21 protein-coding genes are annotated in these 24907 nt (G+C 36.1%); 20 read left to right on the forward strand and 1 reads right to left on the reverse strand.

Features of this window, described 5'->3' with window-relative positions; all coding sequences use genetic code 11:
- Positions 1-396 precede the first annotated feature (396 nt).
- The 6 genes from ACOX6R_RS03080 to ACOX6R_RS03105 all read left to right on the forward strand — a co-directional run bounded on the left by ACOX6R_RS03080 (position 397) and on the right by ACOX6R_RS03105 (position 7277).
- Positions 397-2082 (forward strand): peptide ABC transporter substrate-binding protein, encoded by a 1686-nt coding sequence (locus tag ACOX6R_RS03080; RefSeq protein WP_433447119.1) that lies wholly within the window; start codon positions 397-399, stop codon positions 2080-2082.
- Between the two features lie 51 nt (positions 2083-2133).
- Entirely contained in the window at positions 2134-3066 is a 933-nt protein-coding gene (locus ACOX6R_RS03085; protein ID WP_433447121.1) for an ABC transporter permease, read from the forward strand.
- A gap of 4 nt (positions 3067-3070) precedes the next feature.
- The gene (locus tag ACOX6R_RS03090) at positions 3071-4000 is read left to right on the forward strand and encodes an ABC transporter permease (protein ID WP_433447123.1); all 930 of its coding nucleotides are present in this window, start codon (positions 3071-3073) and stop codon (positions 3998-4000) included.
- An 11-nt stretch (positions 4001-4011) separates the two neighbouring features.
- A complete protein-coding gene (locus ACOX6R_RS03095; RefSeq protein WP_433447125.1) occupies positions 4012-5037 on the forward strand; it encodes an ABC transporter ATP-binding protein in 1026 nt (341 codons plus the stop codon).
- Positions 5038-6015 (forward strand): ABC transporter ATP-binding protein, encoded by a 978-nt coding sequence (locus tag ACOX6R_RS03100; protein WP_433447127.1) that lies wholly within the window; start codon positions 5038-5040, stop codon positions 6013-6015. It begins immediately after the preceding gene.
- A gap of 278 nt (positions 6016-6293) precedes the next feature.
- Complete coding sequence (locus ACOX6R_RS03105) at positions 6294-7277, forward strand: hypothetical protein (RefSeq protein WP_433447129.1); 984 nt, start codon at positions 6294-6296, stop codon at positions 7275-7277.
- A gap of 67 nt (positions 7278-7344) precedes the next feature.
- On the opposite strand, the gene ACOX6R_RS03110 is transcribed toward ACOX6R_RS03105, so the two are convergent.
- Positions 7345-8532 carry a coenzyme F420-0:L-glutamate ligase gene (locus tag ACOX6R_RS03110; RefSeq protein ID WP_433447131.1) on the reverse strand — a complete coding sequence of 396 codons (1188 nt, stop codon included), beginning with the start codon at positions 8530-8532 and terminating at the stop codon, positions 7345-7347.
- 213 nt (positions 8533-8745) lie between these two features.
- On the opposite strand from ACOX6R_RS03110, the gene ftsE reads away from it, so the two are divergent.
- From ftsE to ACOX6R_RS03180, 14 genes are all read left to right on the forward strand, one after another.
- Positions 8746-9435, forward strand: coding sequence for a cell division ATP-binding protein FtsE (gene ftsE / locus ACOX6R_RS03115; RefSeq protein WP_433447133.1), 690 nt, complete (start codon positions 8746-8748; stop codon positions 9433-9435).
- Positions 9422-10324, forward strand: a complete 903-nt coding sequence (gene ftsX, locus ACOX6R_RS03120) for a permease-like cell division protein FtsX (RefSeq protein WP_433447135.1) — start codon at positions 9422-9424, stop codon at positions 10322-10324. Before ftsE ends, ftsX begins: the two co-directional genes overlap by 14 nt.
- Positions 10325-10332: 8 nt before the next feature.
- The gene (locus ACOX6R_RS03125; RefSeq protein ID WP_433447137.1) at positions 10333-11541 is read left to right on the forward strand and encodes a murein hydrolase activator EnvC family protein; all 1209 of its coding nucleotides are present in this window, start codon (positions 10333-10335) and stop codon (positions 11539-11541) included.
- Positions 11541-12719 (forward strand): S41 family peptidase, encoded by a 1179-nt coding sequence (locus ACOX6R_RS03130; protein ID WP_433447139.1) that lies wholly within the window; start codon positions 11541-11543, stop codon positions 12717-12719. Before ACOX6R_RS03125 ends, ACOX6R_RS03130 begins: the two co-directional genes overlap by 1 nt.
- 147 nt (positions 12720-12866) lie before the next feature.
- A complete protein-coding gene (locus ACOX6R_RS03135; protein ID WP_433447141.1) occupies positions 12867-13649 on the forward strand; it encodes a carbon-nitrogen family hydrolase in 783 nt (260 codons plus the stop codon).
- 9 nt (positions 13650-13658) lie between these two features.
- The gene (locus tag ACOX6R_RS03140; protein WP_433447143.1) at positions 13659-14339 is read left to right on the forward strand and encodes a DUF2848 family protein; all 681 of its coding nucleotides are present in this window, start codon (positions 13659-13661) and stop codon (positions 14337-14339) included.
- Between the two features lie 467 nt (positions 14340-14806).
- A complete protein-coding gene (gene uvrB, locus ACOX6R_RS03145) occupies positions 14807-16789 on the forward strand; it encodes an excinuclease ABC subunit UvrB (RefSeq protein ID WP_433447145.1) in 1983 nt (660 codons plus the stop codon).
- An 8-nt stretch (positions 16790-16797) separates the two neighbouring features.
- Entirely contained in the window at positions 16798-19626 is a 2829-nt protein-coding gene (gene uvrA, locus ACOX6R_RS03150) for an excinuclease ABC subunit UvrA (protein ID WP_433447147.1), read from the forward strand.
- On the forward strand, positions 19616-20389 hold the full coding sequence (locus tag ACOX6R_RS03155; protein WP_433447149.1) for a L,D-transpeptidase family protein: 774 nt from the start codon (positions 19616-19618) through the stop codon (positions 20387-20389). The genes uvrA and ACOX6R_RS03155 overlap by 11 nt, the downstream gene beginning before the upstream one ends.
- A 511-nt stretch (positions 20390-20900) precedes the next feature.
- Entirely contained in the window at positions 20901-21809 is a 909-nt protein-coding gene (locus ACOX6R_RS03160; protein ID WP_433447151.1) for a transporter substrate-binding domain-containing protein, read from the forward strand.
- A gap of 51 nt (positions 21810-21860) precedes the next feature.
- On the forward strand, positions 21861-22538 hold the full coding sequence (locus tag ACOX6R_RS03165; protein WP_433447153.1) for an amino acid ABC transporter permease: 678 nt from the start codon (positions 21861-21863) through the stop codon (positions 22536-22538).
- Positions 22531-23253, forward strand: a complete 723-nt coding sequence (locus tag ACOX6R_RS03170; protein ID WP_433447155.1) for an amino acid ABC transporter ATP-binding protein — start codon at positions 22531-22533, stop codon at positions 23251-23253. Before ACOX6R_RS03165 ends, ACOX6R_RS03170 begins: the two co-directional genes overlap by 8 nt.
- Positions 23254-23260: 7 nt before the next feature.
- Entirely contained in the window at positions 23261-24439 is a 1179-nt protein-coding gene (locus tag ACOX6R_RS03175; RefSeq protein ID WP_433447157.1) for an amidohydrolase, read from the forward strand.
- Between the two features lie 13 nt (positions 24440-24452).
- Positions 24453-24734: a hypothetical protein gene (locus ACOX6R_RS03180; RefSeq protein WP_433447158.1), complete on the forward strand. Its 282-nt coding sequence runs from the start codon at positions 24453-24455 to the stop codon at positions 24732-24734.
- Positions 24735-24907: the final 173 nt, after the last annotated feature.

A 24907-nucleotide genomic window follows, 5' to 3' on the forward strand; every position in this document is an offset into this window, starting at 1 on the left:
GTAAACAAGAGTGTTTAAATATACAATACAAAAACTATAAAAGGCCCATTTTTAAATTATTTTTAAAATATTTTGTAAAATTTATCCAGTTTTATCATGCGACTTTAGCTATAATGATTATAACTGATACCATGATAAAGTGCCGAACTCTAGTATCTTAGCTATTTTCTACAGATATAGTATTTAATAAAAGCTATAACAAATTTCATTATTAATAAATCTTGATAGATGTGGGGTTTTTTATGAAAATATCTTCCTTTAATTTTATAAATCATTCTGATATAATTTATTTAACAACAATTTTACAAGGAAAGACATTTATTATTAATTAATACCATGTACAATTTGGCATAATATTTACAAATGTTTTCCTTGAAAGTGATAGGAGGATTTATCATGAAGAAGAGAACGTTATTGTTAGCTTTGTTACTGTGCTTATTTACACTTACAGCATGTGGCAAAGGCGAAGAGAAATCTGCCGAGTCAAATACGGCATCAGCTGAAGCTGGCGGCGAAATTGACAAAGACCAATATTATATGGGTCTAATAGGTGCAGAACCTGTTACACTTGATGCACAAGTTGGACAAGATTCATACGGCAAAACTATTATCGAAAACGTATATGAACCACTTGTACAAATTCACGAAACTGGCGAAAACAAACTTGAAGTTGAACCAGCTGGTGCTGAAAGCTACGATGTTTCTGAAGACGGAACTGTTTATACTTTCCACTTAAGAGATTTTAACTGGGAAGATGGACAACCTGTAACTGCAGGAGACTATGAATATGGTATTAAGAGAACAGCAGATCCTAATACTGCAGCTGAAGCAGCATTCTTACTTGAACCAATTAAAAACTTTGTTCAAGTTAACTCAGGTGAGATGCCTGTAGATGAGCTTGGAGTAAAAGCTATAGATGATAAAACTCTAGAAATCACTCTAGAAAATCCAGCAGAATACTTCATTAAAATAGTTCCTTACAGAGTAATGTATCCACAACGTAAAGACATGGTTGAAAAATACGGCGACCAATTTGGTTCAAGCGTTGACGGAATCATAAGCTGTGGACCTTTCAAAGTAACTGATTGGACTCACAACTCTGAACTTAATTTAGTTAAGAATGAATCTTACTGGAACGCAGATAATATTAAACTTGAAAAGGCAAATTATAGAATTTCAAACGACATTAACACAACTGGTAATGCTTTTGAAGTTGGAGAAATCGACTCAATGTCAACTTCTATTAAAGAGTGGACAGATAGACTTGATGACAAAGAAGGAACTCACTGGGTACCTTTCGTAAGACCAACTCTTGACTTTATGACAATCAACACTGAAGATAAATTGATGTCAAATCAAAAGATTCGTCAAGCAATTCAAGTTGCCCTTGATAGAGATGGACTAAACAAACAAGTTTATGCAGGAGTAAACACTGACTGTACTGGTTGGGTACCTCCAACAGTTAACTTGGGAGAAAAACCATACGCTGAACAAATTGGATTTGAACCACTAACTGATCTTGTTAAATCAGTAAAAGATCCAAAGGCATTATTTGTTGAAGGACTTGAAGAACTTGGAATGGATAAAGATCCATCAAAAGTAACTCTAGAATACAAAGTATCTAATACAAGCGACCTTAAGGCTGCTAACGAATATATCCAAGCTAACTTAAAAGAAGCTCTTGGCGTAAATGTAAACATTGTTACATTAGAATGGCCAGTTCTTTCAAGTGACATGGACAAAGGAAACTTCCAAATTGCATACTCTGCATGGTCAACTGACTACGACGACCCATATGCTATGCTAAGTATTTTCATGAAGGGCGCTGGCGTTCTTACTACAAATTGGGACGATCCTGAATTCGACAAATTAGTTAAAGAAGCTTCTCAAACTACAGACATGAAAGAAGCTGCACAAAAATATGGCGAAGCTGAAAAAATCTTAATCGACGCGTCTCCAGTTATTCCAATAGCAAACGTAACTCACCACAAATTCAGATATGACTATCTAAAAGGCCTTCCAGTATCAGAACTTGATACAACAGGTTTAAGATATGTTTACACTGAAGGAAGAACTAAATAAAAATTATAAGGGGGCCACGAGCCCCCATATTACAATAAGGAGAGAAAAGAAGTGCTTAAATATATCGCTAAAAGAATAGTCTATATGGTAATCACTCTTTTTATAATTACAACTCTTACTTTTTTTATGATGCACAGCATTCAGGGCGATCCACTTGCCGCAATGGGAAGGACACTGCCTGAGCAAACTAGAGAAAATTATAAAAAGAAATATGGACTAGACAAACCTACATCTGAACAATACAAAATATTTTTAAAGAATGCAGTAGTTAATAAAGACCTAGGCTCTTCATACAAATATCCAGGTAGAGAAGTTACACAAACTATTAAAGAGACTGCACCAGTATCTGGAAGAATTGGTGGACAAGCCATGATAATCGGTCTTGTAGTGGGACTTACCCTTGGAATTGTAGCTGCACTAAATAGAGGGAAATTGCCAGATAGCATCATTAGAGTTGTTGCCATTTTAGGTATTACAATTCCTGTATTTATCATGGGGGCACTTTTGCAGTACTTCTTTGCTACAAAACTTAGATGGGTTCCAACTTCTGGATGGGGCGGAGGAAGTTTTAAATACACAATCCTTCCATCTATTGCAATGTGCTTTGGATCAATTGCTACATACGCAAGATACATGAGAAGTAATGTACTAGAAGTTTTAAAAGAAGACTATATCTTAACTGCCCAAGCAAAGGGAGTTTCAAGATTTAACATTATTAGAAAACACGTTCTTAGAAATGCAATTTTACCAGTTATAACAATTATTGGACCACAAATTGTTGGAATTTTCGTAGGTTCATTTATTATCGAGAACATGTTTAGTATTCCAGGACTTGGTTTTTATTTTGTAAGTTCTATTCAAAATAGAGACTATCCAATGATAATTGGAAACACAATTTTCTACGCATTTTTGTTCTTAGTTATCCAACTTGTTGTAGATATTGTATATGGAATAGTTGACCCTAGAATTAAATTTACGGAGTAATGATATGGAAAAGACAAATTATGAATTAAACAGAAATGACTTTGAAAGAATATCAAATGACCAAAAAGATTCTGAATTTATCGGACGCCCTGTCGTTACTTATTGGTCCGATGCATGGAGAAGATTTAAGAAGAATAAGCTCGCGCTATTCTCTCTTGGACTACTTGGAGTAATAATACTGCTTGTAGTCTTTGGCCCATATATAAATAGTTACAGCTACGATGCCGTAGTTGGTCCATCCAATGCAAAGCCAAGTGCAGAATTTTGGTTTGGTACTGATGATATTGGACGTGACATCTTTACAAGACTTTGGAAAGGTGGCCGTGTATCTATTGTAATCGGTATTGTTGGAGCAATAATAGGAACTGTAGTCGGTGGAATTTACGGGGCAATTTCCGGTTACTTTGGTGGAAGAGTGGACACAATAATGATGAGAATTGTAGAAATACTTTACTCAATTCCTTATCTTCTTCTAGTAATCATAATAAGACTTGCCTTTAACGACTCAGGTTACGCTTCACTTATTTTGGCGATGACTATTACAGGATGGTGCGGACTTGCAAGACTTGTAAGGGGACAAATTTTATCCCTTAAAGAGCAGGACTTTGTACTTGCAGCAAGAGCCCTTGGGGTTTCAGATAGAGATATTATTTTAAAGCACTTATTGCCAAATACTTTAAATGTTATTTTAGTTTCAATATCTTTTGATGTACCGGGATATATTTTTAGTGAGGCATTTTTAAGTTACTTGGGACTAGGAGTTCAACCTCCAAACACTTCTTGGGGTGCTATGGCTTCTGCAGCTCAAACTAAATTCTTATTCTATCCTTACCAATTATTCTTCCCAGGATTTATGATTGCAATTACAATGCTTTGCTTTACTTTAATTGGCGACGGCTTAAGAGACGCTCTTGACCCAAGTCTTAGAGATTAATGGAGGTAATTATGAATAATAACAATGACAAAAAAGTTTTAGACGTTGAAAATCTCCATGTATCTTTTCACACTTATCTTGGAGAAGTTAAGGCAGTAAGGGGAGTATCTTTTAATCTAAAAGAGGGAGAGACTCTTGCCCTTGTTGGAGAAAGTGGATGCGGAAAGACTGTATGTTCAAAGGCAATTCTTAGAATTTTGCCAAAGAACTCTGCCGAAATTAAAAAAGAATCTACAATTAATTTTAATGGCGAAGATGTTCTTGCTATGAACAAAAAGAGACTAAAGGCCTACAGAGGTGCCGATGTGTCCATGATATTCCAAGATCCAATGACATCTCTAAACCCAACTACAAAAATTGGAAAGCAAATTACAGAATCTCTTTTGATGCACACTAAAATGAACAAAAAAGAAGCAAATGAAGAGGCAATTAAGCTTTTGGAACTTGTAAATATTCCAAATCCAAAGGAGAGAATCAATCAATATCCATTTGAACTCTCAGGTGGACTTAGACAGCGTGTTATGATTGCAATTGCCCTTGCGTGCAATCCAAAAATTCTTTTGGCAGACGAGCCAACAACTGCCCTTGATGTAACTGTACAGGCACAAATTCTAGATCTTCTATCAGAACTTAAAGAGAAGAAAAACACTGCCATAGTTCTTGTAACTCACGACCTTGGCGTAGTTGCAGACTTTGCCGATAGAATTTTAATAATGTATGCTGGAGAAGTTATGGAAGAGGGAAGCGTAAGAGAAATATTCAAAAGCCCTAATCATCCATACACTGAGGCACTTTTAAAATCTGTTCCAAGGCTCGATACAGAATCTAAGCAAGAGCTTTATTCATTGGGAGGAACACCTCCAGATCTTCTACTAGAGATAAAAGGGTGCCCATTTGTTGACAGATGCCAATATGCAATGAATATTTGTAGAAAACAAAAACCTGAAAAGACAGCTCTTTCAGATACACATAGATCATATTGTTGGAGAAACCATCCTTACGCAAAAGAAGCTTCACAAGGGCAGGAGAGTGATTAGATGGAAAATAAAGAAGTTTTAATTAAAGTAGACAAATTACAAAAGAAATTTGACGTTGGAAAGAAAAAATTAACTGCCGTTGATGATGTTTCCTTTGACATTTATAGGACAGAGACTCTTGGCCTTGTAGGCGAAAGTGGTTGCGGTAAAACTACTTGTGGAAGGACAATACTAGGTCTTCACAAAAAGACTGGAGGACATGTCTACTACGAGGGAGTGGAAGTTTCTGAAATTAAAAAGAGAAAAGACATCAAAAACTTTAAGAAGAAGGCACAAATAATTTTCCAAGACCCTTATTCATCTCTTGACCCTCGTATGACTATTGAGGACATCATAGCTGAGGGGATTAGAGTTCACTTCCCAAGCATGAAGGATGATGAAATTCACAATAGAGTTTCTGAACTTCTTAAGATGGTAGGACTAAACGCAGAACACGGTGCGAGATTTCCACGTGAGCTTTCAGGAGGACAGAGACAGAGAATTGGAATTGCAAGGGCACTTGCCGTTGAGCCAGAATTTATCGTCTGCGACGAGCCGATTTCTGCACTTGATGTGTCAATTCAAGCTCAAGTAGTTAACCTCTTGATAAAATTACAAAAGGAATTGGGACTAACTTATTTATTTATCTCCCACGACCTTTCGATGGTAAAACACATCTCTGATAGGATCGGAGTAATGTATCTCGGCTCAATTGTAGAACTTGCCGACAAGGAAGCAATATACGCAGAGCCACTTCATCCATACACTCAGGCGCTAATATCTGTAATACCAATTCCAGATCCAGACGCTGGAATAAAGGACAGGACGCCGCTTAAGGGAGAGATTCCATCTCCAATTGACTTGCCAGTTGGATGCAAATTCCAATCACGCTGCGTGAAGTGCATGGAAAAATGTAAGGAAGTGGAACCAGAACTTAGAGAAGTAAAGCCGGGACATTTCGTTGCCTGCCACTTGTATGATAAAACTGAAAATCTTTAAACTTTAAAAAGCTTGTGAAGTCTATAAGGCTACATGGGCTTTTTTATGTTGATAAAAATTTAAGAGCATAGGATTTATTAGCTTCAAAAAACTAAAAAACTTGTAAGAAAAATAAAACAAAATATTAGAAAGAAATTAAATATTGAAACCAAATGCACTCTTTTTGTAAGATTTTTAAATGAATTGTAACTGTTTTTAATTAAAATGTAAACATTTGCACAAATTCTAAACATAAAAAATTTGTATAATTTCATTAAATCAAACAATCGGAGGATATTATGAAAAATAAAAACAAAATTTTAGCTCTTACACTTGCAGGTCTTATGATGATGCCAATGGCAGAAGTTTTTGCAGAAGATGGAATGAACAAAAAGATTGATACTGTAGTTGAAGTAACAAAGGGGGATAAGTCTTACACAGACGAAGACATTGCAGATACAAGATTTAAACTAAGTGAGGCGAGATTAAAACTAAATAGCGACTACAGAAATCTTTTAAAAGAAGAAGTGATGAGAGAAAACTTTATTCGAGATTCAAAAAATTATGTGAACGCAGATAAGAAACTCACAGAAGATTATGAGAAGAAGCTTCAAGATTCAAAAAGATTACTAAATAAAAAAGATGCAAGCAGTAATGATTTAGAAAACGCACTTAATATGTTGAGAGACTCTGAAATAAAACTTGTTAAAGATTACAAGAGCGCTTTAAAAAATGAAGTTAAGTTTGCGAAAGTTTTTGTGAAGACAAATTCTTACAAACTTGCAGATATTGAAAAGAGCACGAACTATGACACAGCTCTTCTAGTTGCAAAAGATACGCTTAAAGATGTAAACTCATCTGAAGAGGACATGAAGCTTGATTATCTAAATTTACTGGACATGAGATATGCAATGGATGAGAATTTTGATTTTAGAGAAGCGCTAAATGAAGAGGTATCGCGTGAGGGAAAAGTTTTAAATTCAAAGGAATATAAAACTCGTGAGATTGAATTTAGATCTGATTACAAAAATTCAGTAAAAGAAGCAAAGAGAATTCTAGGCGATAAAGAAGCAAGTAAAGATGAATTAGACATAGCTCTTTACAACTTAAAAGACGCGAGAAAATTTTTGGGAGTAAGTGAAAAGACTCTCCTTAAAGAAGAAATAGAAATCTCTAAAAAAATAAAATCATCTAATACTTTTAAAAATGCAACAGTGCTTGACAAGAAAAATTTTGAAAGCGCACTAAAAGAAGCAGAAAAAGTTTTAAAAGAATATAAATAAAAATTAAATAAAATAAAGTTAAAAGTAAAAAAAACCAGAGATGAAAACATCTCTGGTAATTTTTTTATTAATATTCAGATGCGAAGTTATCGAAATAACCTTGGATTAGAACTACTGGAGTTCCCTTGTCCCCAGATCCACTTGTTAAATCACATAGTGAGCCAAGTAGGTCTGTGATTCTTCTTGGAGTAGTTCCAAGAGTTTCGTTTCTTCCAACAAGGTTGTTGTCCTTGTGGGAAATTCTTTCTTTCATTGCTTGAGTTGCTGATTCTGAGTCTAGGTCCTTTAAGTCAGTGTCTGCAATGTATTTAATTTTAAGTTCGTTAGGTGTTCCAACAAGTCCTTCTGTGTGAGCAGGTGAAACTACTGGATCTGCAAGTTCCCAAATATGTCCAACTGGATCTTTGAAAGCTCCGTCTCCATAAATCATAACTTCGATTTGTTTGTTGTATTTGTCGATTAATTTCTTTTGAACTTCTTTAACGAATACCTCTCCATCTCTTGGGAAAAGTTTAAGTTTAGTTTCAGATGCGAAGTTTGATCCAAGTAGGCCGTACTCTTCGTTGTATCCGCTTCCGTTAATGGATTCGTTCATTATGTCGTCAAGTCCAAGCACAGTTTTTGCGCCTTCGTCTTTAAGTAGTCTTTTAAGTGCAAATCTTGTGTGAGTTGAGCAAACTAAAACTTCATCTGTGTAGTTTAAGATTGTCTTAGGATCATTTGAGAAGTGAATTTCTGCATTTCCTCCACAAATATCTTTGTAAAGTTTAACATAATCAATTCCTGTGAATTGGTGTTTTACTTCTTCGCCAAAAATTCTTCTGTAATCTTCTTCCTCTAAAACTTCTGTAAATGTGTTAATTTTTGTTTCGTATAGAAGGTTAGGATCCATAAGTGAATTGCCAACTTCATCAGAAGGATAAGAGAACAAAATGTGAATTTTCTTTCCGCTTTTTGCGATCCCTCTAAGTATTGTTGAAAATCTGTTACGGCTTAGAATAGGAAAAACTATTCCAATTTCTTTGTCAAATTTTCTTTTAATGTCTTCTGCGATTTCATCAGTTTCAACATAGTTATTTTGAGCTCTTGCAACTAGAGATTCAGTTACTGCTACAACATCCTTGTCGCGCATTGTAATATTTTCAGATTCAACGGCTTTTTCAATTGAATCAACTACAATATCAACTAAGTTATCTCCACTTTTTACTATCGGTGTACGTATACCACGTGCTACTGTTCCAATATATCTTTGCATATTTCCTCCTAATGATATAAATTACTTTTTTACTTCAAAATTATACACGAACATTGAAGAAATGTAAAATATTTTTTATAAAAAATTTAAAAAAATATAATTTATATTACAAATACAAGTAAAGTGAGATAATTGTGTGAAATTTTACAATTTTACTGTACATCTGTTACCATTTTGTAATATAATAATTGTGAAGTTTAGAAAGGTAGAAAAATGATAAAATTTGAGAATGTATTTAAAGAATATAGTAATGGCGTCATGGCCCTATCAAATATAAATCTCGAAATTCCAAAGGGAGATTTTGTATTTTTGGTAGGTTCTTCTGGTGCGGGCAAATCTTCTATGATTAAACTATTAATCCGCGAAGAGAAAGTTACGCGCGGAAAAATTACTGTCCAAGGCGACGACATTACGAAAATATCCAATTATATGATACCCAAGTTGAGAAGAAATATTTCAGTTGTCTTTCAAGACTTTAGGCTTTTGCCACGCAAGACAGTTTATGAAAATGTGGCATACGCATTGGAGATTCTAGGCGAATCTAAAAAGAACATAGATAAAGATGTAAAAGAGGCTCTTGAACTTGTAAACTTAACTGACAAGATGAAGTGTTATCCAAACGAAATTTCTGGTGGGGAGTCTCAAAGAGTTTCTATTGCAAGGGCAATTGTAAACAAGGCGCCGCATATAGTCTGCGACGAACCTACAGGAAACCTTGATGAACATACTGCCTGGGAGATTATGCAGGCACTTAAAAATATAAACGATGAGGGAACAACTGTTATAATGGCAACTCATGCCGCAAGTATTGTAGATAAATTTAACAAGAGAGTTGTTGCTTTAAAAGACGGAAATATCGTAAGTGATGTTAGAGAGGGCGGTTATTTTTATGAAAACTATTAGACAGCTCTTTAATATCATAAAAGAATCACTTGAGAGTCTTTGGCGAAACAGGGCAATGTCTTTAACTTCTACAATATCTATTGCTGCAATGCTAACTTTATTTGGCGTTGTAATGCTTATGATTGTGAATTTAAACACAATTATGTATCAGACGGGGGAAAAACTCGACAAAGTTGTGTTCTTCTTAAAGGACGATGCTCCTGTAGCTGATGTAAATGGTTTTATTAAAGAACTTTCAGAAAATGATAAAGTAAAGAGAGTTACTTATGTTACCAAAGATGAAGCTTTGGAAGATTTTAAAAAGGGTCTTGGCGATGACGCGACTCTTTTAGAAAATATTCCTGGAGGCAATCCGCTTCCAGACTCAATAACTGTAGAGATGAATGAACTTTCCTACGGAAAAGAAATCGAAGACAAATACTCTAATCTAAGCTTCATAGAAGATCACAATTATTATTACGATTTTGTGACTCAGATGATGAAGATTCAAAATGGAGTTAAGTATGTGGGGGCTGCCATAGTTTTAATCTTAGTGTTTGTGTCTGTACTTATTATTCACAATACTATTAAGATTGCCATTTCAAACAGAAGAAATGAGATTAACATAATGAAGTATGTCGGCGCGACAAACACATATATCAGAGGGCCTTTTCTGCTTGAGGGAGTGATATTTGGAGTTTTGGGAGCTCTTCTTTCAGGTGCTCTTACTATTAAGCTCTATGAAGTTCTCTACGAAAAGCTAAATCCTCAATTGTTTAATATTACAAATGTAGATTTAGTCTCTGCAAATATTGTAAGAGAAGACATATTTATTATATTTTTATGTATAGGTGTGGGGATTGGATTTTTTGGAAGTCTCTTCTCTACTAAAAAATTCTTAGATGTATAGGTGATAGTGTGGATAGAAATAAGAGGGCGCTTGCCCTTCTACTTGCTCTATTGGTGTCTATGCCAACAGGAGCTTTGGCAAAGAGTTCCAAGGAACTGACTGCTGAAAAAAATAAAAAACTTAATATGCAGACAGAGCTTAAAAATCAAATGAATGATCACAAGAAAAATATTTCTGTTGCAGAGGGCAAAAAGAAAACTGTATCCTCTGAAATAGATGAACTTGATGGACAAATTGCTGGAACATCTGCAAAGATTAATGATCTTCAAAAGGAAATAGACAGGTTAAACGGCGAAATAGCTGAGAACCAACAAAAATTAAACGAAGCGAACAAAAATCTAGAAGAGAAGACAGACCTCTTTAGGAAGAGAATTCGCGAGATGTACAAAAAAGGCAATATGGAATATCTTCAAGTTATTTTAAGCTCAAAAGATATTGAAGAATTACTTAGAAACAACCAAATTGTTTCATCAATTGCAGAAGCCGATAGAGATCTCCTAGACTATATCAAAGAGCAAATCGAAACAATTAAAGAAGTTGAACAAAGTCTAAAAGAAGATAGAAATAAAGTTGAGACAAATAGAATTGCCCTTGAAAGCGAAAAGGCAGAATATGAAGCTGCAGTCGAAGCAAAAAATGCTTACATGAAAGAGCTTGAGTCAAATATTGGACTTTATAGCGAAGAATATGAAAAAGCTGAAGCAAACTGGGCAAATCTTGACAAAGAAATAGCTCGACTTCAAAAAGAAATAACAGCTGAAAAACAAAAAGAACTTGCACGCACTATGCCAAGAAACAGAGACATAAGTGTAAGCTCAGCTCCAAGAAGCGGTGCAAATTACACTTGGCCACTTCCTGGTCACTTCTCTATATCTTCTCCTTATGGATATAGAACTCATCCAATACTTGGATACAGCAAGTTCCACTCTGGAATAGATATTCCTGCACCTGCTGGAACTCCCGTTGTTGCAGCAAAGGGTGGCACAGTAATTATGGCAAAGAACATGAGTGGCTATGGCAATGTGGTTATGATTGATCACGGCGACACTGTCACAGTTTATGCTCATAACTCTGCGTTTAATGTATCAGCTGGTCAACAAGTTAATGCTGGTGATGTTGTAAGCTTTGTAGGTTCAACAGGACTTTCAACTGGACCTCACCTTCACTTCGAAGTTAGAGTAAATGGCGCGACAGTAAATCCATTGGGATATGTATAATGAAGAAAAATAAAATATTAAAAATTTTGGCAGTTGTATTGTTGATTCTTACAACTGCTTTAATTACAAGAATTTTAACAGTAAGAACAATTCTAGGCGATGCGTCTTCTTATGCAAAGATGAATTACTTAGAAGATTATGTAAAGGAAAATTTTCTTTACAACAAAGAAATAAAACAAAAAGACCTTGAGGCTGGAAAGTTAAAGGGCCTTGTGGCAGGTCTTGGCGATCCTTATTCAGAGTATCTCACAAAGGAAGAGTTAACAAGTTTAAACGAGCAGACTAGCGGAAAGTTCCAGGGGATTGGAGTTATAATTTCTCCTAATGAAGATGGAACTGTTACAGTGGTCTCTCCTGTAAAGGGCTCTCCGGCAGAAGAGGCAGGCCTTGAGTCTGGAGATAAAATTTTAAAAATCGACGGCAAGGATTTTAACGCTGAAAAGATTAACGAAGCCTCAAAGGCAATTCGTGGAAAAGCCGGAACAGAAGTAAAACTTTTGGTCTTAAAGAGCAAGAACAATGAGACAAAAGAAATAAGCGTAAAAAGAGCTGAAGTAAAACTTGACTCTGTAATTTCTGATAGAATTGGAGACTTTGGCTACATCGGAGTCATAATGTTTGACGAAGAGACTGGAAGTGACTTTAAAGTTGCTCTTGATAAGCTCACAAATGATGGAGTTAAGGGAATAATCCTAGACTTAAGGGGCGACCCAGGCGGAGTGATTGATGGAGCTGTAGAAATTGGAGATGCAATTCTTCCAAAGGGAACTTTCGTGACACTAAAGGACAACAAGGACGAAATAGTCACAGAATATAAACTCGATGAAAATTACAACGACATAAATATGGTGGTTCTTGTAAATGAAGGATCAGCTTCTGCATCAGAAATTTTGGCGGGAGCGATAAAAGATTTAAAGAGAGCTCCACTTGTTGGACAAAAAACTTTTGGAAAGGGAATTGTCCAAACGGTAAGCAAATTCCCTGGAGGAGATGGAATTAAACTTACAACGGCAGAGTACTTTACTCCATCGGGAAAATCAATTCATAAAATTGGCATTGAGCCAGATTACAAGGTGGACTTGCCAGAGGACATCAAGGGAATAGGAATTGACTATAAAGACACCGACACACAACTTCAAAAAGCTATAGAATTATTAAAAGAAAATTCTAATAAATAATATAGAACTCATTTTGCGTGGCAAGATGAGTTTTTTCATGCCAAAATTAATGAAAATTAGAAAATATTCTTAATTTCCTTATTTAACATAATGATTGGGTAAAACTATAAATGAGATTATATTAAATAGGAAGGCAGGGGTGGTAAAATGAAAATAACAGTTATTCAATGCGAATTAGTTTTAGGTGATGTTAAGAAAAATTTTGAGATAGCAGAAGACGCAATAAAAAGTGCAGCAGAAGAGAAGAGCGACGTAGTGGTGTTGCCTGAGCTTTGGGATGTATCTTTCTTCCCAAAAAATGTTAGGGACCTAGCCGATGTAGAAGGCAGAAGAACTAAAAAATTTTTAGAAGAATTGTCGAAAAAATACAATATAAATATTGTAGGTGGTTCTGTTGCCAACATAATAGATGGTAAACTCTACAACACTTGCTATATTTATGATAGAAATGGAAAAGAAGTTGGAATGTACAACAAGGTGCATTTATTTTCTCCATCAGGTGAGCACGAAATATTTTCTGCTGGAGATAAGCTTGTGACTTTTGAACTTGACGGTGTGAAGTGCGGAGTTAGCATTTGCTATGACGTTAGGTTCGTCGAGTGGGTCAGGATGAATGCTCTTAAAGATATCGAGATATTTTTCTTGCCAGCTGCTTGGCCAGATGTTAGGACAATGCACTGGGACACTTTAAACAGGGCGAGGGCAATTGAAAATCAAATGTTTGTTGTCTGTGTAAACAGTCTTGGCAAAGCCTATGATACGAAATTTGGTGGACACAGCGCCATAATAGACCCTTGGGGAGAGTATGTTATAAAGCCAAACGAAGAGGTTGGTAATTTTACAGGTGAAGTGGACCTAAGTGTGATAAAGGGAATTAGAGAGAGCATAAATGTATTTAGAGATAGAAGGCCTGAACTTTATAAATTTTAAGGAGGAAATATGAAAACTTTAAATTTTATTTGTAACGATGAGAAATTAGAATTTAATTACGACAAGTGCTTTGCCATAGGTTATGCTGGCAGAAATATTGAAAAAACTAAAGAGCACATTGACGAACTTGAAAGGGACCTTGGCGTCAAACCTCCAAAATTTATTCCTACGATTTTTGAATGCTCAAAGGAAATTGTGACTCAAGATAGCGATTTAAAATTTGTGGGAGAGAGAACTTCTGGTGAGTGTGAGTATGTAATTCTTTTGGCAGAAGACGAAATCTATATAACAGTTGGGTCTGACCACACAGATAGAGACCTTGAAAGTGTAAATATTTTTAAATCAAAACAAGTTTGTCTAAAGCCACTGGCAAAAGAAGCGTGGAAATATGACGAAGTTAAAGATCATTGGGACGATATAAAATTAAATTCTTATACAACTGTTGATGGAAAAGAAGTTTTGTATCAAGAGGGAACTCTTGGGGACATACTTCCAGTCGAGAAGATTTTAAGTGAATTAGAAAAGAGAATAGGAGATGTCAAAAACTCTGTAATATTTTCTGGGACAGTTCCAACAAAAGACGGATTCGTATTTGGAGATGACTTCAGAGCAGAATTAATTGATGAGATATTAAATAGAAAAATCGAATTTAAGTACTACGTAAATGTAATCGCAGAAGACGAAAGATAGTTTAAATTTAACGAGAGATGTTAGAGTATAATTTAGATTTTTGACAAGTTAAGCTTGGTATCTTGAAGTAAAATATAATATTTTCAGACAATCATTAAGTTAATTGTCGGGGACCATCGACAAAGCTCAAGAAATCTTATCTCATTACAGAAATTGGAAAGGTTCATACTTTGAGAGATCTGAAAATCACAAACTCGCTTCGCTCAAACAGTGTGATTTTTATGCGTTTGCTTCAAGTTGAACTTTCTACAATTTCTTCCATAGGATAAGATCTCTTTAGAGCTTTGTTAATTTGCAACTAGTCTCAAAGCAATCATTAATTTGATTGTCTTTTTTATTGTACAACTGAACAAAAGTTTGTTATCATTGAACTAGGGTATAAATTATCCGTTCAGATTATAAATAATTTACAAATGAGTATTTATTGAATATACTTTATTTGTTACTTATCTTTTAAAGGTGATTATATGAAATTTAAAATTCATTCTGATTATAAACCTACTGGCGACCAACCACAGGCAATTGAAAAGCTTGCCGACGGAATTAAAAAGGGTTACAAGCACCAAAATCTTTTGGGAGTTACGGGTTCTGGCAAGACCTTTACTATGGCAAATGTAATAGAGAAAGTTCAGAAGCCCACCCTTGTAATTGCACACAACAAGACCCTTGCATACCAACTCTGTTCCGAGCTTAGGGAATTTTTCCCCGAAAACGCCGTGGAATATTTTGTGTCCTACTACGACTACTATCAACCTGAGGCTTATGTGCCTGGGACTGATACTTTCATCGAGAAGGACTCATCAATAAATGATGAAATAGATAAACTTCGTCACTCTGCGACAATGTCCCTATTCGAGAGAAAAGATGTAATAATCGTAGCATCTGTATCTTGCATATACGGACTGGGTGACCCGATTGACTATGAGAACTTGGCAATTTCCCTAAGACCTGGAATGATACGCGACAGAAACGAAGTTATGTCAAAGCTTGTGGACATTCAATATGTTAGAAATGATTATGAATTCACCCGTGGAACTTTTAGAGTTCGCGGTGACATTTTAGATATTTTTCCTGCATCATCTTCTGAAAATTCCATAAGAGTTGAATTTTTTGGCGATGAAATTGACAGGATTTCTGAAGTAAATGCACTAACTGGTGAAGTGATTGCACACTTAAACCATGCCTTTATCACTCCGGCATCTCACTTTGCAACTTCTGAAGAAAAAGTTCAAAGGGCGATTGTCACTATTGAGGAAGAGCTTGAAGAAAGGCTTAAAGTTTTAAAAGATCAAGAAAAACTTTTGGAAGCTCAAAGGCTTGAACAGAGGACGAGATACGACCTTGAAATGCTTAGCGAAATGGGATTTTGTTCTGGAATAGAAAATTATTCAAGGCACTTATCTGGAAGAGCACCTGGTTCACGTCCCTACACTTTGATTGACTATTTTCCAAAGGACTTTTTGACAATTATAGACGAGTCGCACCAAACAATTCCCCAAATTCGCGGAATGTATAATGGCGACAGGGCGAGAAAAGAGACTCTTGTGGAATACGGCTTTAGACTTCCATCAGCACTTGATAACAGACCTCTTAGGTTTAACGAGTTTGAGAGCATGATGAATCAGTGCGTCTATGTATCTGCAACACCTGGCCCTTATGAACTTGAACACACTGAGCAGCAAGTAGAACAACTTATAAGACCTACTGGACTTCTTGATCCAGTAATCGAAGTGCGTCCAATTAAAAATCAAATCGACGACATTGTAAAAGAAATCGACGAGACAATTGAAAGAAGCGAGAGAGTTTTAATCACAACCCTCACTAAAAAAATGGCAGAGGATTTGACAAAATATTTAAAAGAAGTGGGCTACAAGGTAACTTACATGCACTCCGACGTCGACACATTGGAGAGAATGCAGATTATTAGAGACCTAAGGCTTGGAAAATACGACGTTCTAGTTGGCATAAACCTCTTGAGAGAGGGGCTTGACCTGCCTGAGGTTTCAAGGGTATGCATACTTGACGCAGATAAGGAAGGATTTTTAAGATCAGTCACATCACTTATCCAAACTGCAGGGCGTGCTGCCAGAAATGCAGATGGCAAGGTAATAATGTATGCCGATGAGATTACAAATTCCATGAGAATTACTATTGACGAAACTGCAAGAAGGCGTAAAATACAAGACGAGTACAATAAAGAGCATGGAATTATTCCAAAGACTATTAAAAAAGAAATAAGAGATGTAATTAACACTTCAATTGCTGCCGAAGAACAAATAGACTTTGACACGAGCGAAGAAGAATTTACAAAGGATGAAATTTCTGCTATGATTGAAGCTCTAAAACCAGAGATGTATAGAGCTGCCGAGGAGCTTGACTTTGAAAAGGCGGCAGAAATTCGAGATAAAATTAAGGAACTTAAAGAGAAGAAAAAAGAAGCAATAGTATAGGTGATACTTTGAACGACGAAATAATCATAAAGGGAGCGAGGGTCCACAACTTAAAAAATGTGGACCTCAAAATTCCGAGAAATAAATTTGTTGTCTTTACTGGACTTTCAGGATCGGGCAAGTCTTCCCTTGCTTTTGACACAATTTATGCTGAGGGGCAAAGAAGGTATGTCGAATCCCTATCTTCCTACGCAAGACAGTTCTTGGGACAGATGGATAAGCCCGAAGTGGATTACATTGAGGGCATGAGCCCTTCAATTTCAATTGACCAAAAGACCACATCCAAAAATCCACGTTCAACTGTTGGGACTGTAACAGAAATTTACGACTACTTGAGACTTTTGTATGCAAGAGTGGGTCACGTATTCTGTCCAGAATGTGGCGAAGAAATTTCTTCATACACAATTGATCAAATGGTCGACGAAATTATGAAGCTAGAGGACAGGACGAGAATCCAAATTCTTTCCCCAATTGTAAGGCACAGAAAGGGACAACATAAAAAAGTATTTGAAAAGATAAAAAAAGAGGGATTCCTTCGTATATTTGTCGATGGTGATATGCACGACATTGACGATGAAATTGAACTTGACAAAAATAAATACCACGACATCGACATAGTTGTAGATAGAATTATTGTAAAGGAAAATATCGAGTCGCGTCTTGCTGACTCCCTTGAAATTGCAACTAATATGGGAGATGGAATTGCAAAAATAAATGTAATTGATGGAGAAGATTTAGTCTTTTCCACAAAACTTGCATGCCCTCACTGCAACATTATTATTGAAGAAGTTACTCCAAGGTCATTTTCTTTTAACTCTCCACTAGGAGCTTGTGATGAGTGCAATGGACTTGGATTTTCGAAGGAAGTCTCAAGAGATTTAGTCATTCCAAATAAGGAACTTTCAATCGAAGAGGGCGCAATTGCGTGTTACTCAACATCAAAGGGAACTTATTATTTTGAAATAATATCTCACATTGCAAAAAAATTTAAATTCAGCACCAAGGAGCCAATTAAAAATGCACCGAAAGAATTTTTAGATGCAATTTTTGAGGGCTACGACGGAAATTTGTCCTTCGAATACGACTCCTATTTCTCTGGAAGAAAGAGATATTCAGGGGGATTTGAAGGAATATCAAGAAATTTAAAGAGAAGATACACTGAATCTAGCTCAAACAGAATGATTGATAGAATTGACGAGTTTATGGAAGAAGTGCCCTGTCCAAAATGTCACGGGGCAAGACTTAAAGAAACGTCTCTTTCTGTAAAAGTTGGAGGACTAAATATTTTTGAACTTCAACAGCTTTCCATCGACAAGTCTTTGGAATTTTTTGAAAGTTTAGAGCTTTCAAAGAACGAAAAGATAATTGCAACAGAGCTATTAAAGGAAATAAAATCGAGACTTTCGTTTTTGGTAAATGTTGGACTAGATTATTTATCACTGTCGCGAATGGCAGGAACTCTTTCAGGAGGAGAGGCACAGAGAATTAGACTTGCAACACAAATTGGTTCGCAACTTGTTGGAGTAATTTATGTACTTGATGAGCCGAGCATTGGACTTCACCAAAGAGACAATGCAAAACTCCTAAAGTCACTTCGCGAACTTACAGACATTGGTAACACATTAATCGTCGTAGAACACGATGAAGACACGATGTTTGAAGCTGATGAGATTGTAGACATTGGACCACTTGCCGGTGTCGGCGGTGGAAAAATCGTCGCACAGGGAACAGCCGAAGAGATAATGAAAGTGCCAGAGTCCATAACTGGTGCCTATCTAAGTGGCAGAAAGAAAATCGAAGTGCCAGAAGTAAGAAGACCTTCAAAGGGAGAATATATAGAAGTAATTGGCGCAAGCGAAAACAATTTAAAAAACATTGATGTGAAGTTTCCACTTGGTCAATTTGTCTGCGTAACTGGAGTTTCTGGTTCGGGCAAGTCTTCGCTAATTAACGAAATTTTGTATAAATCATTAGCACAAAAAATAAATAAATCAAAAGTAAAGCCAGGTAAACACAAAGAAATTTTGGGGATAGAACACATCGACAAGATTGTCGACATCGATCAGTCGCCAATTGGAAGGACTCCTAGGTCAAACCCTGCAACTTATACGGGAGCTTTTGATTTAATAAGAGATATATTTGCCAACACTAATGAGGCGAAGATGCGCGGTTACAAGAAGGGAAGATTCTCCTTTAATGTAAAGGGCGGAAGATGCGAAGCCTGCAAGGGCGACGGAATCTTAAAAGTTGAGATGCACTTCTTGCCCGATGTATATGTGCCTTGTGAAGTTTGCAAGGGCAAGAGATACAATCGCGAGACTCTTGAAGTTAAGTACAAGGGCAAAAATATAAGCGATGTATTAAATATGACAGTGGACGAAGCAATAGACTTTTTCGAAAATCACGAGAGAGTTCTAAGAAAGCTTGAGACTCTAAGAGATGTTGGACTTTCTTATATAAAGCTTGGACAGTCTTCTACTGAACTTTCCGGTGGCGAGGCGCAGAGAATTAAACTTGCAACAGAGCTTTCAAAAAGAGCAACAAGAAGGACTTTATATATTTTAGATGAGCCAACGACAGGACTTCACTCAGAAGATATAAATAAACTTATAAAAGTTTTGGACGAACTTGTAGACAGAGGAAATACTGTCATCACAATTGAGCACAACTTAGACGTAATAAAATGTGCTGACTATATTATAGATTTGGGACCTGAAGGTGGAGACGGAGGCGGAGAGATAATCGCCACTGGAACGCCAGAAGAAATTGTGAAATGTGAAAATTCATATACTGGACAATTTTTAAAAAGTAAATTAGAGGTGAAAGATGAAAAATAAATTTATTATATTAGCTCTTGCAATTCTACTCATCCCCAGCAATATTTTTGCAGCTGGATTTGTTCGTGAGAATAATTTTATGAACAAGAGTGGGTCAGATAGAGTTGCTGAGACAAAAAAGTGGCAGGCACAGATGAACCTTCCTGTCACAGGTCGCGTTGATGAAAAGACAAAGACTGCTCTTTACACACCAAACTACGAAGTCTATGACATGGTGGTAAATGCTCCAACAAATGATGTGTGGATAAGTGTAAACAAATCGAGAAGAATTTTAACTGTCTATAGGGGCAAACAGTCCATTGGAAAGTTCCCCGTAACACTTGGCACAAGCAGCACGCCAACACCAAGTGCAAAGGCAACTATAATAAATAAACATGTAAACCCAGCTTGGGGAGGAATGGGCGGCAAGTACACTCCCGTTGCTGCAAATGATCCTAACAATCCACTTGGCGAAAGATGGATGGGTCTTAAGATTCCAGGAAAGAGCGGTTACGGAATTCACGGCAACATCAAGCCGCTTCAAATTGGAGGGTACTACTCAAATGGTTGCATAAGGATGTACAATTACGACATCGAAAACTTTGTGTTCCCAACAATGAAAGTCGGCGCTCCAGTTTGGATAGGTACAGATAATGAACTCGAGTCTTGGGGACTTTATCAATTCTCAAGAATTAAAAAGGACGAGCCAAAGCCTACTCCAAAACCTGAACCAAAACCAGAAGAGCCAAAAGAATTCCCAGCACAGGAACTTCTAGAATTTTAATAATAAGCCTGCAGAAAAACTGTAGGTAAAATCTTAATAAAAGTCAAGAAATCTCATCTCATTACAGAAACCCAGAGAGCTCATACTTTTGCAAATCTGAAAATCACAAACTCACTTCGTTCAAACAGTGTGATTTTTATTCGTTTGCTTCAAGTTGAACTTCCTACAATTTCTTCCATAGGATGAGATTTCTTTAGACCTTTATAAGCTATGTATGTACGACCTGCAGAAAAAACTGCAGGTTTTTTGTTTAAGTAGTTAAAAATTGTAAAGACTCTTTTTAAAAATTATTATAATTTACAGTGATAAATTAAAAAATAGTCCAAATATATTGAAAATAAATAATCTTTGAGTTATAATATCTTTTAAATTTACTAAGGAGGCCTTAATCTTGGATTTCAATGGTAATCTGAAGAGCGTTTGGAATAAAATTGATAAGTCATCAAATTTTTCCAAAAGTTTAAGATGATCCCATTTTGTACGGCGGATCTTAAGAAAATGGGAGGTAAAAATGAAAAAAACTTTAAATATTTTATTGATCGTATTATTGGCTTTGGGACTTGTTGCATGTGGCGGCTCAAATAAAAAAGAAAATGCTGAAAAAGATGCAAAAGAAAATAATACAGCAGTTGCTGAAGATGCAAAAAATAATTCCAACGAGGACATGATAAAAGTCGACATCGACGAAGAAGGAGATACTATTAAAGCCATCAAAGAAAAGGGCAAAATAGTTCTTGGAACTTCTGCTGACTATCCACCAATGGAATGGATATCATACGACGGTGGTAAGGAAGAGTACAAGGGTGTTGATATTGAAATTGCAAAGACAATTGCAAATTCACTTGGCGTTGAGCTTGAAGTTAAAAACATGGCCTTTGAAGGACTTATTGCTTCACTAAAAAGTGGAGATGTTGACTTTGTTCTTGCAGGTATGGCAGCAGACGAGGACAGAAAGAAAGAAGTTGACTTCTCTGAACCATATATCGAAGGAGAACAAGTTCTATTAGTCCTTGATGAAAACAAAGACAAATACAAAACATTCGATGACTTAGAAGGAAAAACAATCGGAACACAACTTGGTTCAATCCAACAAAAATTTGCTGAAGAAAAATATGGATCAAATGTTAAGGGATTCGACCTAAACAACGTAATCATCGAACAACTTAAAAATAAATCAATTGATGTGGCATTCTTGTCAGAAATACCAGCAAAACAATTTGCAAGCATTGCTGATGGCCTTTCAATCGTAGGAGATTTAGGAATCGAAAAAGAACCAGGACAAGCAGTTGCAACTAAAAAAGGTGATGACGATTTGACAAAGGCAATTTCAAAAATCGTCAAAGAATTAAAAGATTCAGGTCAAGTAGACAAATGGCTTGATGAGTATATTGAAATATCCAACGAAGAAGCTGGAAAATAATTAAATAGTCCCTACATATGTGGGGACTTTTTTTAGAGAGAAGGAGACATTATGACTTTTATAACGAATCAGATAGAATTTTTGAGCAGATATCTTCCGTCTTATTTGAGAGGGGCACTTACTACAATCGAGCTTTCTGTAGTTGGAGTAATACTTGGACTTACTCTTGGTATTCTTCTAGCTCTCATGAAGATATCCAAGAGTAAATTTTTAAATATACTTTCGGGAGCTTACATCGAAATAGTAAGGGGCACACCGATGCTTGTTCAAATTGTAATAGTTTACTTTGGATTAAAGCAAATAATTCCCGACTCACTTGCATTTTTAAAGGCACCGATGTTTTTGTGTTCCCTATCAATTTCACTTAACTCAGCTGCCTATGTTGCAGAGATTATAAGATCTGGAATTAACTCAGTAGACATTGGACAGATGGAAGCGGCAAGGTCCTTGGGACTCAGTCACAAGATGGCAATGAGAAAGGTAATCATGCCACAGGCTGTTAAAAATATTTTGCCTGCACTTGTAAATGAATTTATAACTTTAATTAAGGAATCATCAATTACTTATACAGTTGGAGTTGCAGAGCTAATGTATGCAGGAAAGAGCATTTCATCAAGCACCTATGCCCTTACTAAACCCTTTGTCTACGTTGCGATTATTTATTTTATAATGACATTTTCACTATCCAAGGCTATGGGAGTTCTTGAAAGGAGACTGGCTAATGATTAAAGTAGAAAACCTCAAAAAAACTTTTGGAGATAACGAAGTCTTAAAGGGAATCAATGAGGAGATAAAAGACGGCGAAGTAGTAGTAATAATTGGACCGAGTGGAAGCGGAAAATCTACTTTTTTAAGATGTATGAATCTTTTGGAAAAGCCAACTTCTGGAAAAATTTTTGTAGATAATGTGGAAATAACTGATCCAAAAATCGACATAAATTCCGTGCGTGAGAACATGGGAATGGTGTTTCAATCTTTTAACCTTTTTAACAATCTAAATATTATAGATAACATCACTCTGGCACCGACTCTCGTTAAAAAAATTCCAAAAGATAAGGCAGAAGATACTGCAAGGACACTTTTAAAAAGAGTTGGACTTCCGGAAAAAGAAACAGTCTTTCCAAAGTCACTTTCTGGTGGACAAAAACAGAGAATCGCAATAGCAAGGGCGCTTGCAATGAATCCAGAAGTTATGCTCTTTGACGAACCTACTTCTGCTCTTGACCCAGAAATGGTTGGAGAAGTTTTGGACATTATGAAGGACCTTGCCCGCGACGGAATGACAATGGTTGTCGTGACACATGAGATGGGCTTTGCAAGAGAAGTGGGAGATAGAATTCTATTTATGGCAGATGGCTATATTGTAGAGAGTGGAACTCCAGAAGAAGTCTTTGGAAATCCTAAACACGAGAGAACACAAAACTTCTTGGCAAAAGTATTGTAGGTGTAATATGTACTCAGAAAAATTATTAGAAAGTATTGATAAATTTAAAGAAGAAGCTTACGCACTAAACTTTGATTTGGCAGAGAATCCAGAAATTTCTGAAAAAGAATTTGAATCATCTAAAAAAATCGTAAAACTTCTAAAGAAACATGGAATTGATGCAGAACTAAACTTCTGCGGGTTTGAAACTGCATTCTTTGGGCATGTAATCAAAAAAGAAAATGCCAAGGCAAACTTTGCAATATTAGTTGAGTACGACGCGCTTCCTGATATTGGACACGGCTGTGGTCACTCAGCAAGTTGTGGGATTTCAATTTTATCGGCGCTCGCCCTTAAGGATAACGAAGATGAAATTGACGCAAACATCGACATAGTTGGAACTCCTGGCGAAGAGGACGAGGGGCTAAAGAGTCCCATGGCAGATATGGGCGTCTTTGACAAGTACGACGCAGTAATAATGGTTCACTTGACTTCAGGTGTTAACAAACCAAATGCAAAACTGCTTGCCCTTGACACATACGAAATAACATTTAAGGGCACACCTGCACACTGTGCCGGCGCACCTTGGGAGGGAAGATCTGCACTTGATGGGCTTATGCTTTCGATTCACGCCTTTGACATGATGAGAAAGTCGCTAAGACCTGGCGCAATTGTGGAAGGAATTGTCTTAAACGGGGGAAGCGCTCCTGGAATGATTCCAGAATTTGCTAAGGCAAAATATGCCTTCCGCGCAAGAAATTATTCAGAAGTGAAAGATGAAATGATGCCTTGGGTAAAAGATATACTAAATGGCTGTGCCAAGGCGACACAGACTCAATATGAGCTTGAGACTTTCGGCTACACATTTAGGGACATGGTCTACAACCAAACTGGAACGGATTTAATAAAAGAAATTATGCAGGATCATAATTTGGAATACGAGGAGACGGATGTTGCCGACGGATCATCTGACATTGGAAGCATAAGCTACAGAGCTCCAGCATTTCATCCATACATTTCAATATCAAAAGAAGAAATTCCATTTCACACAAAGGCCGTGGCAGACTTTGTAAAGTCTGATGGCTCAAAAGATGTAATCGATAAGGGAGCGACAATAATTTTAGAATTCTTTGGAAGACTTTTAGAAAATCCAGAGAAAATTCACAAGATTAGAGAAGAATTTGAAAAATCAATTGAAGAGAACTAAAGAAGGAGTTATTATGACAGTAACTTTTCCATCAAATTTTATAGCAACGATCCTTTGGATTATAGTCTACATCATGAATACCTACAAAAATCCAAAGAAGATGATTTTGACATTAATAATTGGAAGCGTCATAACCTTTATAGCTCTAGGTGTAATAATAGGTATAATTTTAACAGTAATGGATCCGTCTTATCATATGAGTTTTAAAAATTTTTTTGATTTTGAATTATTTTTTAACTCAATAGGAACCTTCTGCACACTTTATATAATTCGAAAAATTACCTTTAAAAAATAAATAAGGAAGATGAAGAAAATAAAAGCACTGTTAAAGTTTAAACTTTACGCAGTGCTTTATTTTATTTAAACTTAGACTATCGTAAATTTTTTGTTTTGACTATACATATAAAAAACGTGGTGATATTATAATAATATGGTGAAGCGAAAAGTATTTGATGATTGGAGTTTTTA

The organism is Peptoniphilus sp., assembly GCF_050943655.1.
GTDB lineage: Bacteria > Bacillota > Clostridia > Tissierellales > Peptoniphilaceae > Peptoniphilus_A.

Bases quoted from the DNA above. Each gene is read 5' to 3' on its own strand.
- ACOX6R_RS03080 (WP_433447119.1), top strand. From the start codon at position 397: ATGAAGAAGAGAACGTTATTGTTAGCTTTGTTACTGTGCTTATTTACA.
- ACOX6R_RS03090 (WP_433447123.1), top strand. From the start codon at position 3,071: ATGGAAAAGACAAATTATGAATTAAACAGAAATGACTTTGAAAGAATA.
- ACOX6R_RS03095 (WP_433447125.1), top strand. From the start codon at position 4,012: ATGAATAATAACAATGACAAAAAAGTTTTAGACGTTGAAAATCTCCAT.
- ACOX6R_RS03100 (WP_433447127.1), top strand. From the start codon at position 5,038: ATGGAAAATAAAGAAGTTTTAATTAAAGTAGACAAATTACAAAAGAAA.
- ACOX6R_RS03105 (WP_433447129.1), top strand. From the start codon at position 6,294: ATGAAAAATAAAAACAAAATTTTAGCTCTTACACTTGCAGGTCTTATG.
- ACOX6R_RS03110 (WP_433447131.1), bottom strand. From the start codon at position 8,532: ATGCAAAGATATATTGGAACAGTAGCACGTGGTATACGTACACCGATA.
- ftsE (WP_433447133.1), top strand. From the start codon at position 8,746: ATGATAAAATTTGAGAATGTATTTAAAGAATATAGTAATGGCGTCATG.
- ftsX (WP_433447135.1), top strand. From the start codon at position 9,422: ATGAAAACTATTAGACAGCTCTTTAATATCATAAAAGAATCACTTGAG.
- ACOX6R_RS03130 (WP_433447139.1), top strand. From the start codon at position 11,541: ATGAAGAAAAATAAAATATTAAAAATTTTGGCAGTTGTATTGTTGATT.
- ACOX6R_RS03135 (WP_433447141.1), top strand. From the start codon at position 12,867: ATGAAAATAACAGTTATTCAATGCGAATTAGTTTTAGGTGATGTTAAG.
- ACOX6R_RS03140 (WP_433447143.1), top strand. From the start codon at position 13,659: ATGAAAACTTTAAATTTTATTTGTAACGATGAGAAATTAGAATTTAAT.
- uvrB (WP_433447145.1), top strand. From the start codon at position 14,807: ATGAAATTTAAAATTCATTCTGATTATAAACCTACTGGCGACCAACCA.
- ACOX6R_RS03155 (WP_433447149.1), top strand. From the start codon at position 19,616: ATGAAAAATAAATTTATTATATTAGCTCTTGCAATTCTACTCATCCCC.
- ACOX6R_RS03160 (WP_433447151.1), top strand. From the start codon at position 20,901: ATGAAAAAAACTTTAAATATTTTATTGATCGTATTATTGGCTTTGGGA.
- ACOX6R_RS03165 (WP_433447153.1), top strand. From the start codon at position 21,861: ATGACTTTTATAACGAATCAGATAGAATTTTTGAGCAGATATCTTCCG.
- ACOX6R_RS03170 (WP_433447155.1), top strand. From the start codon at position 22,531: ATGATTAAAGTAGAAAACCTCAAAAAAACTTTTGGAGATAACGAAGTC.
- ACOX6R_RS03175 (WP_433447157.1), top strand. From the start codon at position 23,261: ATGTACTCAGAAAAATTATTAGAAAGTATTGATAAATTTAAAGAAGAA.
- ACOX6R_RS03180 (WP_433447158.1), top strand. From the start codon at position 24,453: ATGACAGTAACTTTTCCATCAAATTTTATAGCAACGATCCTTTGGATT.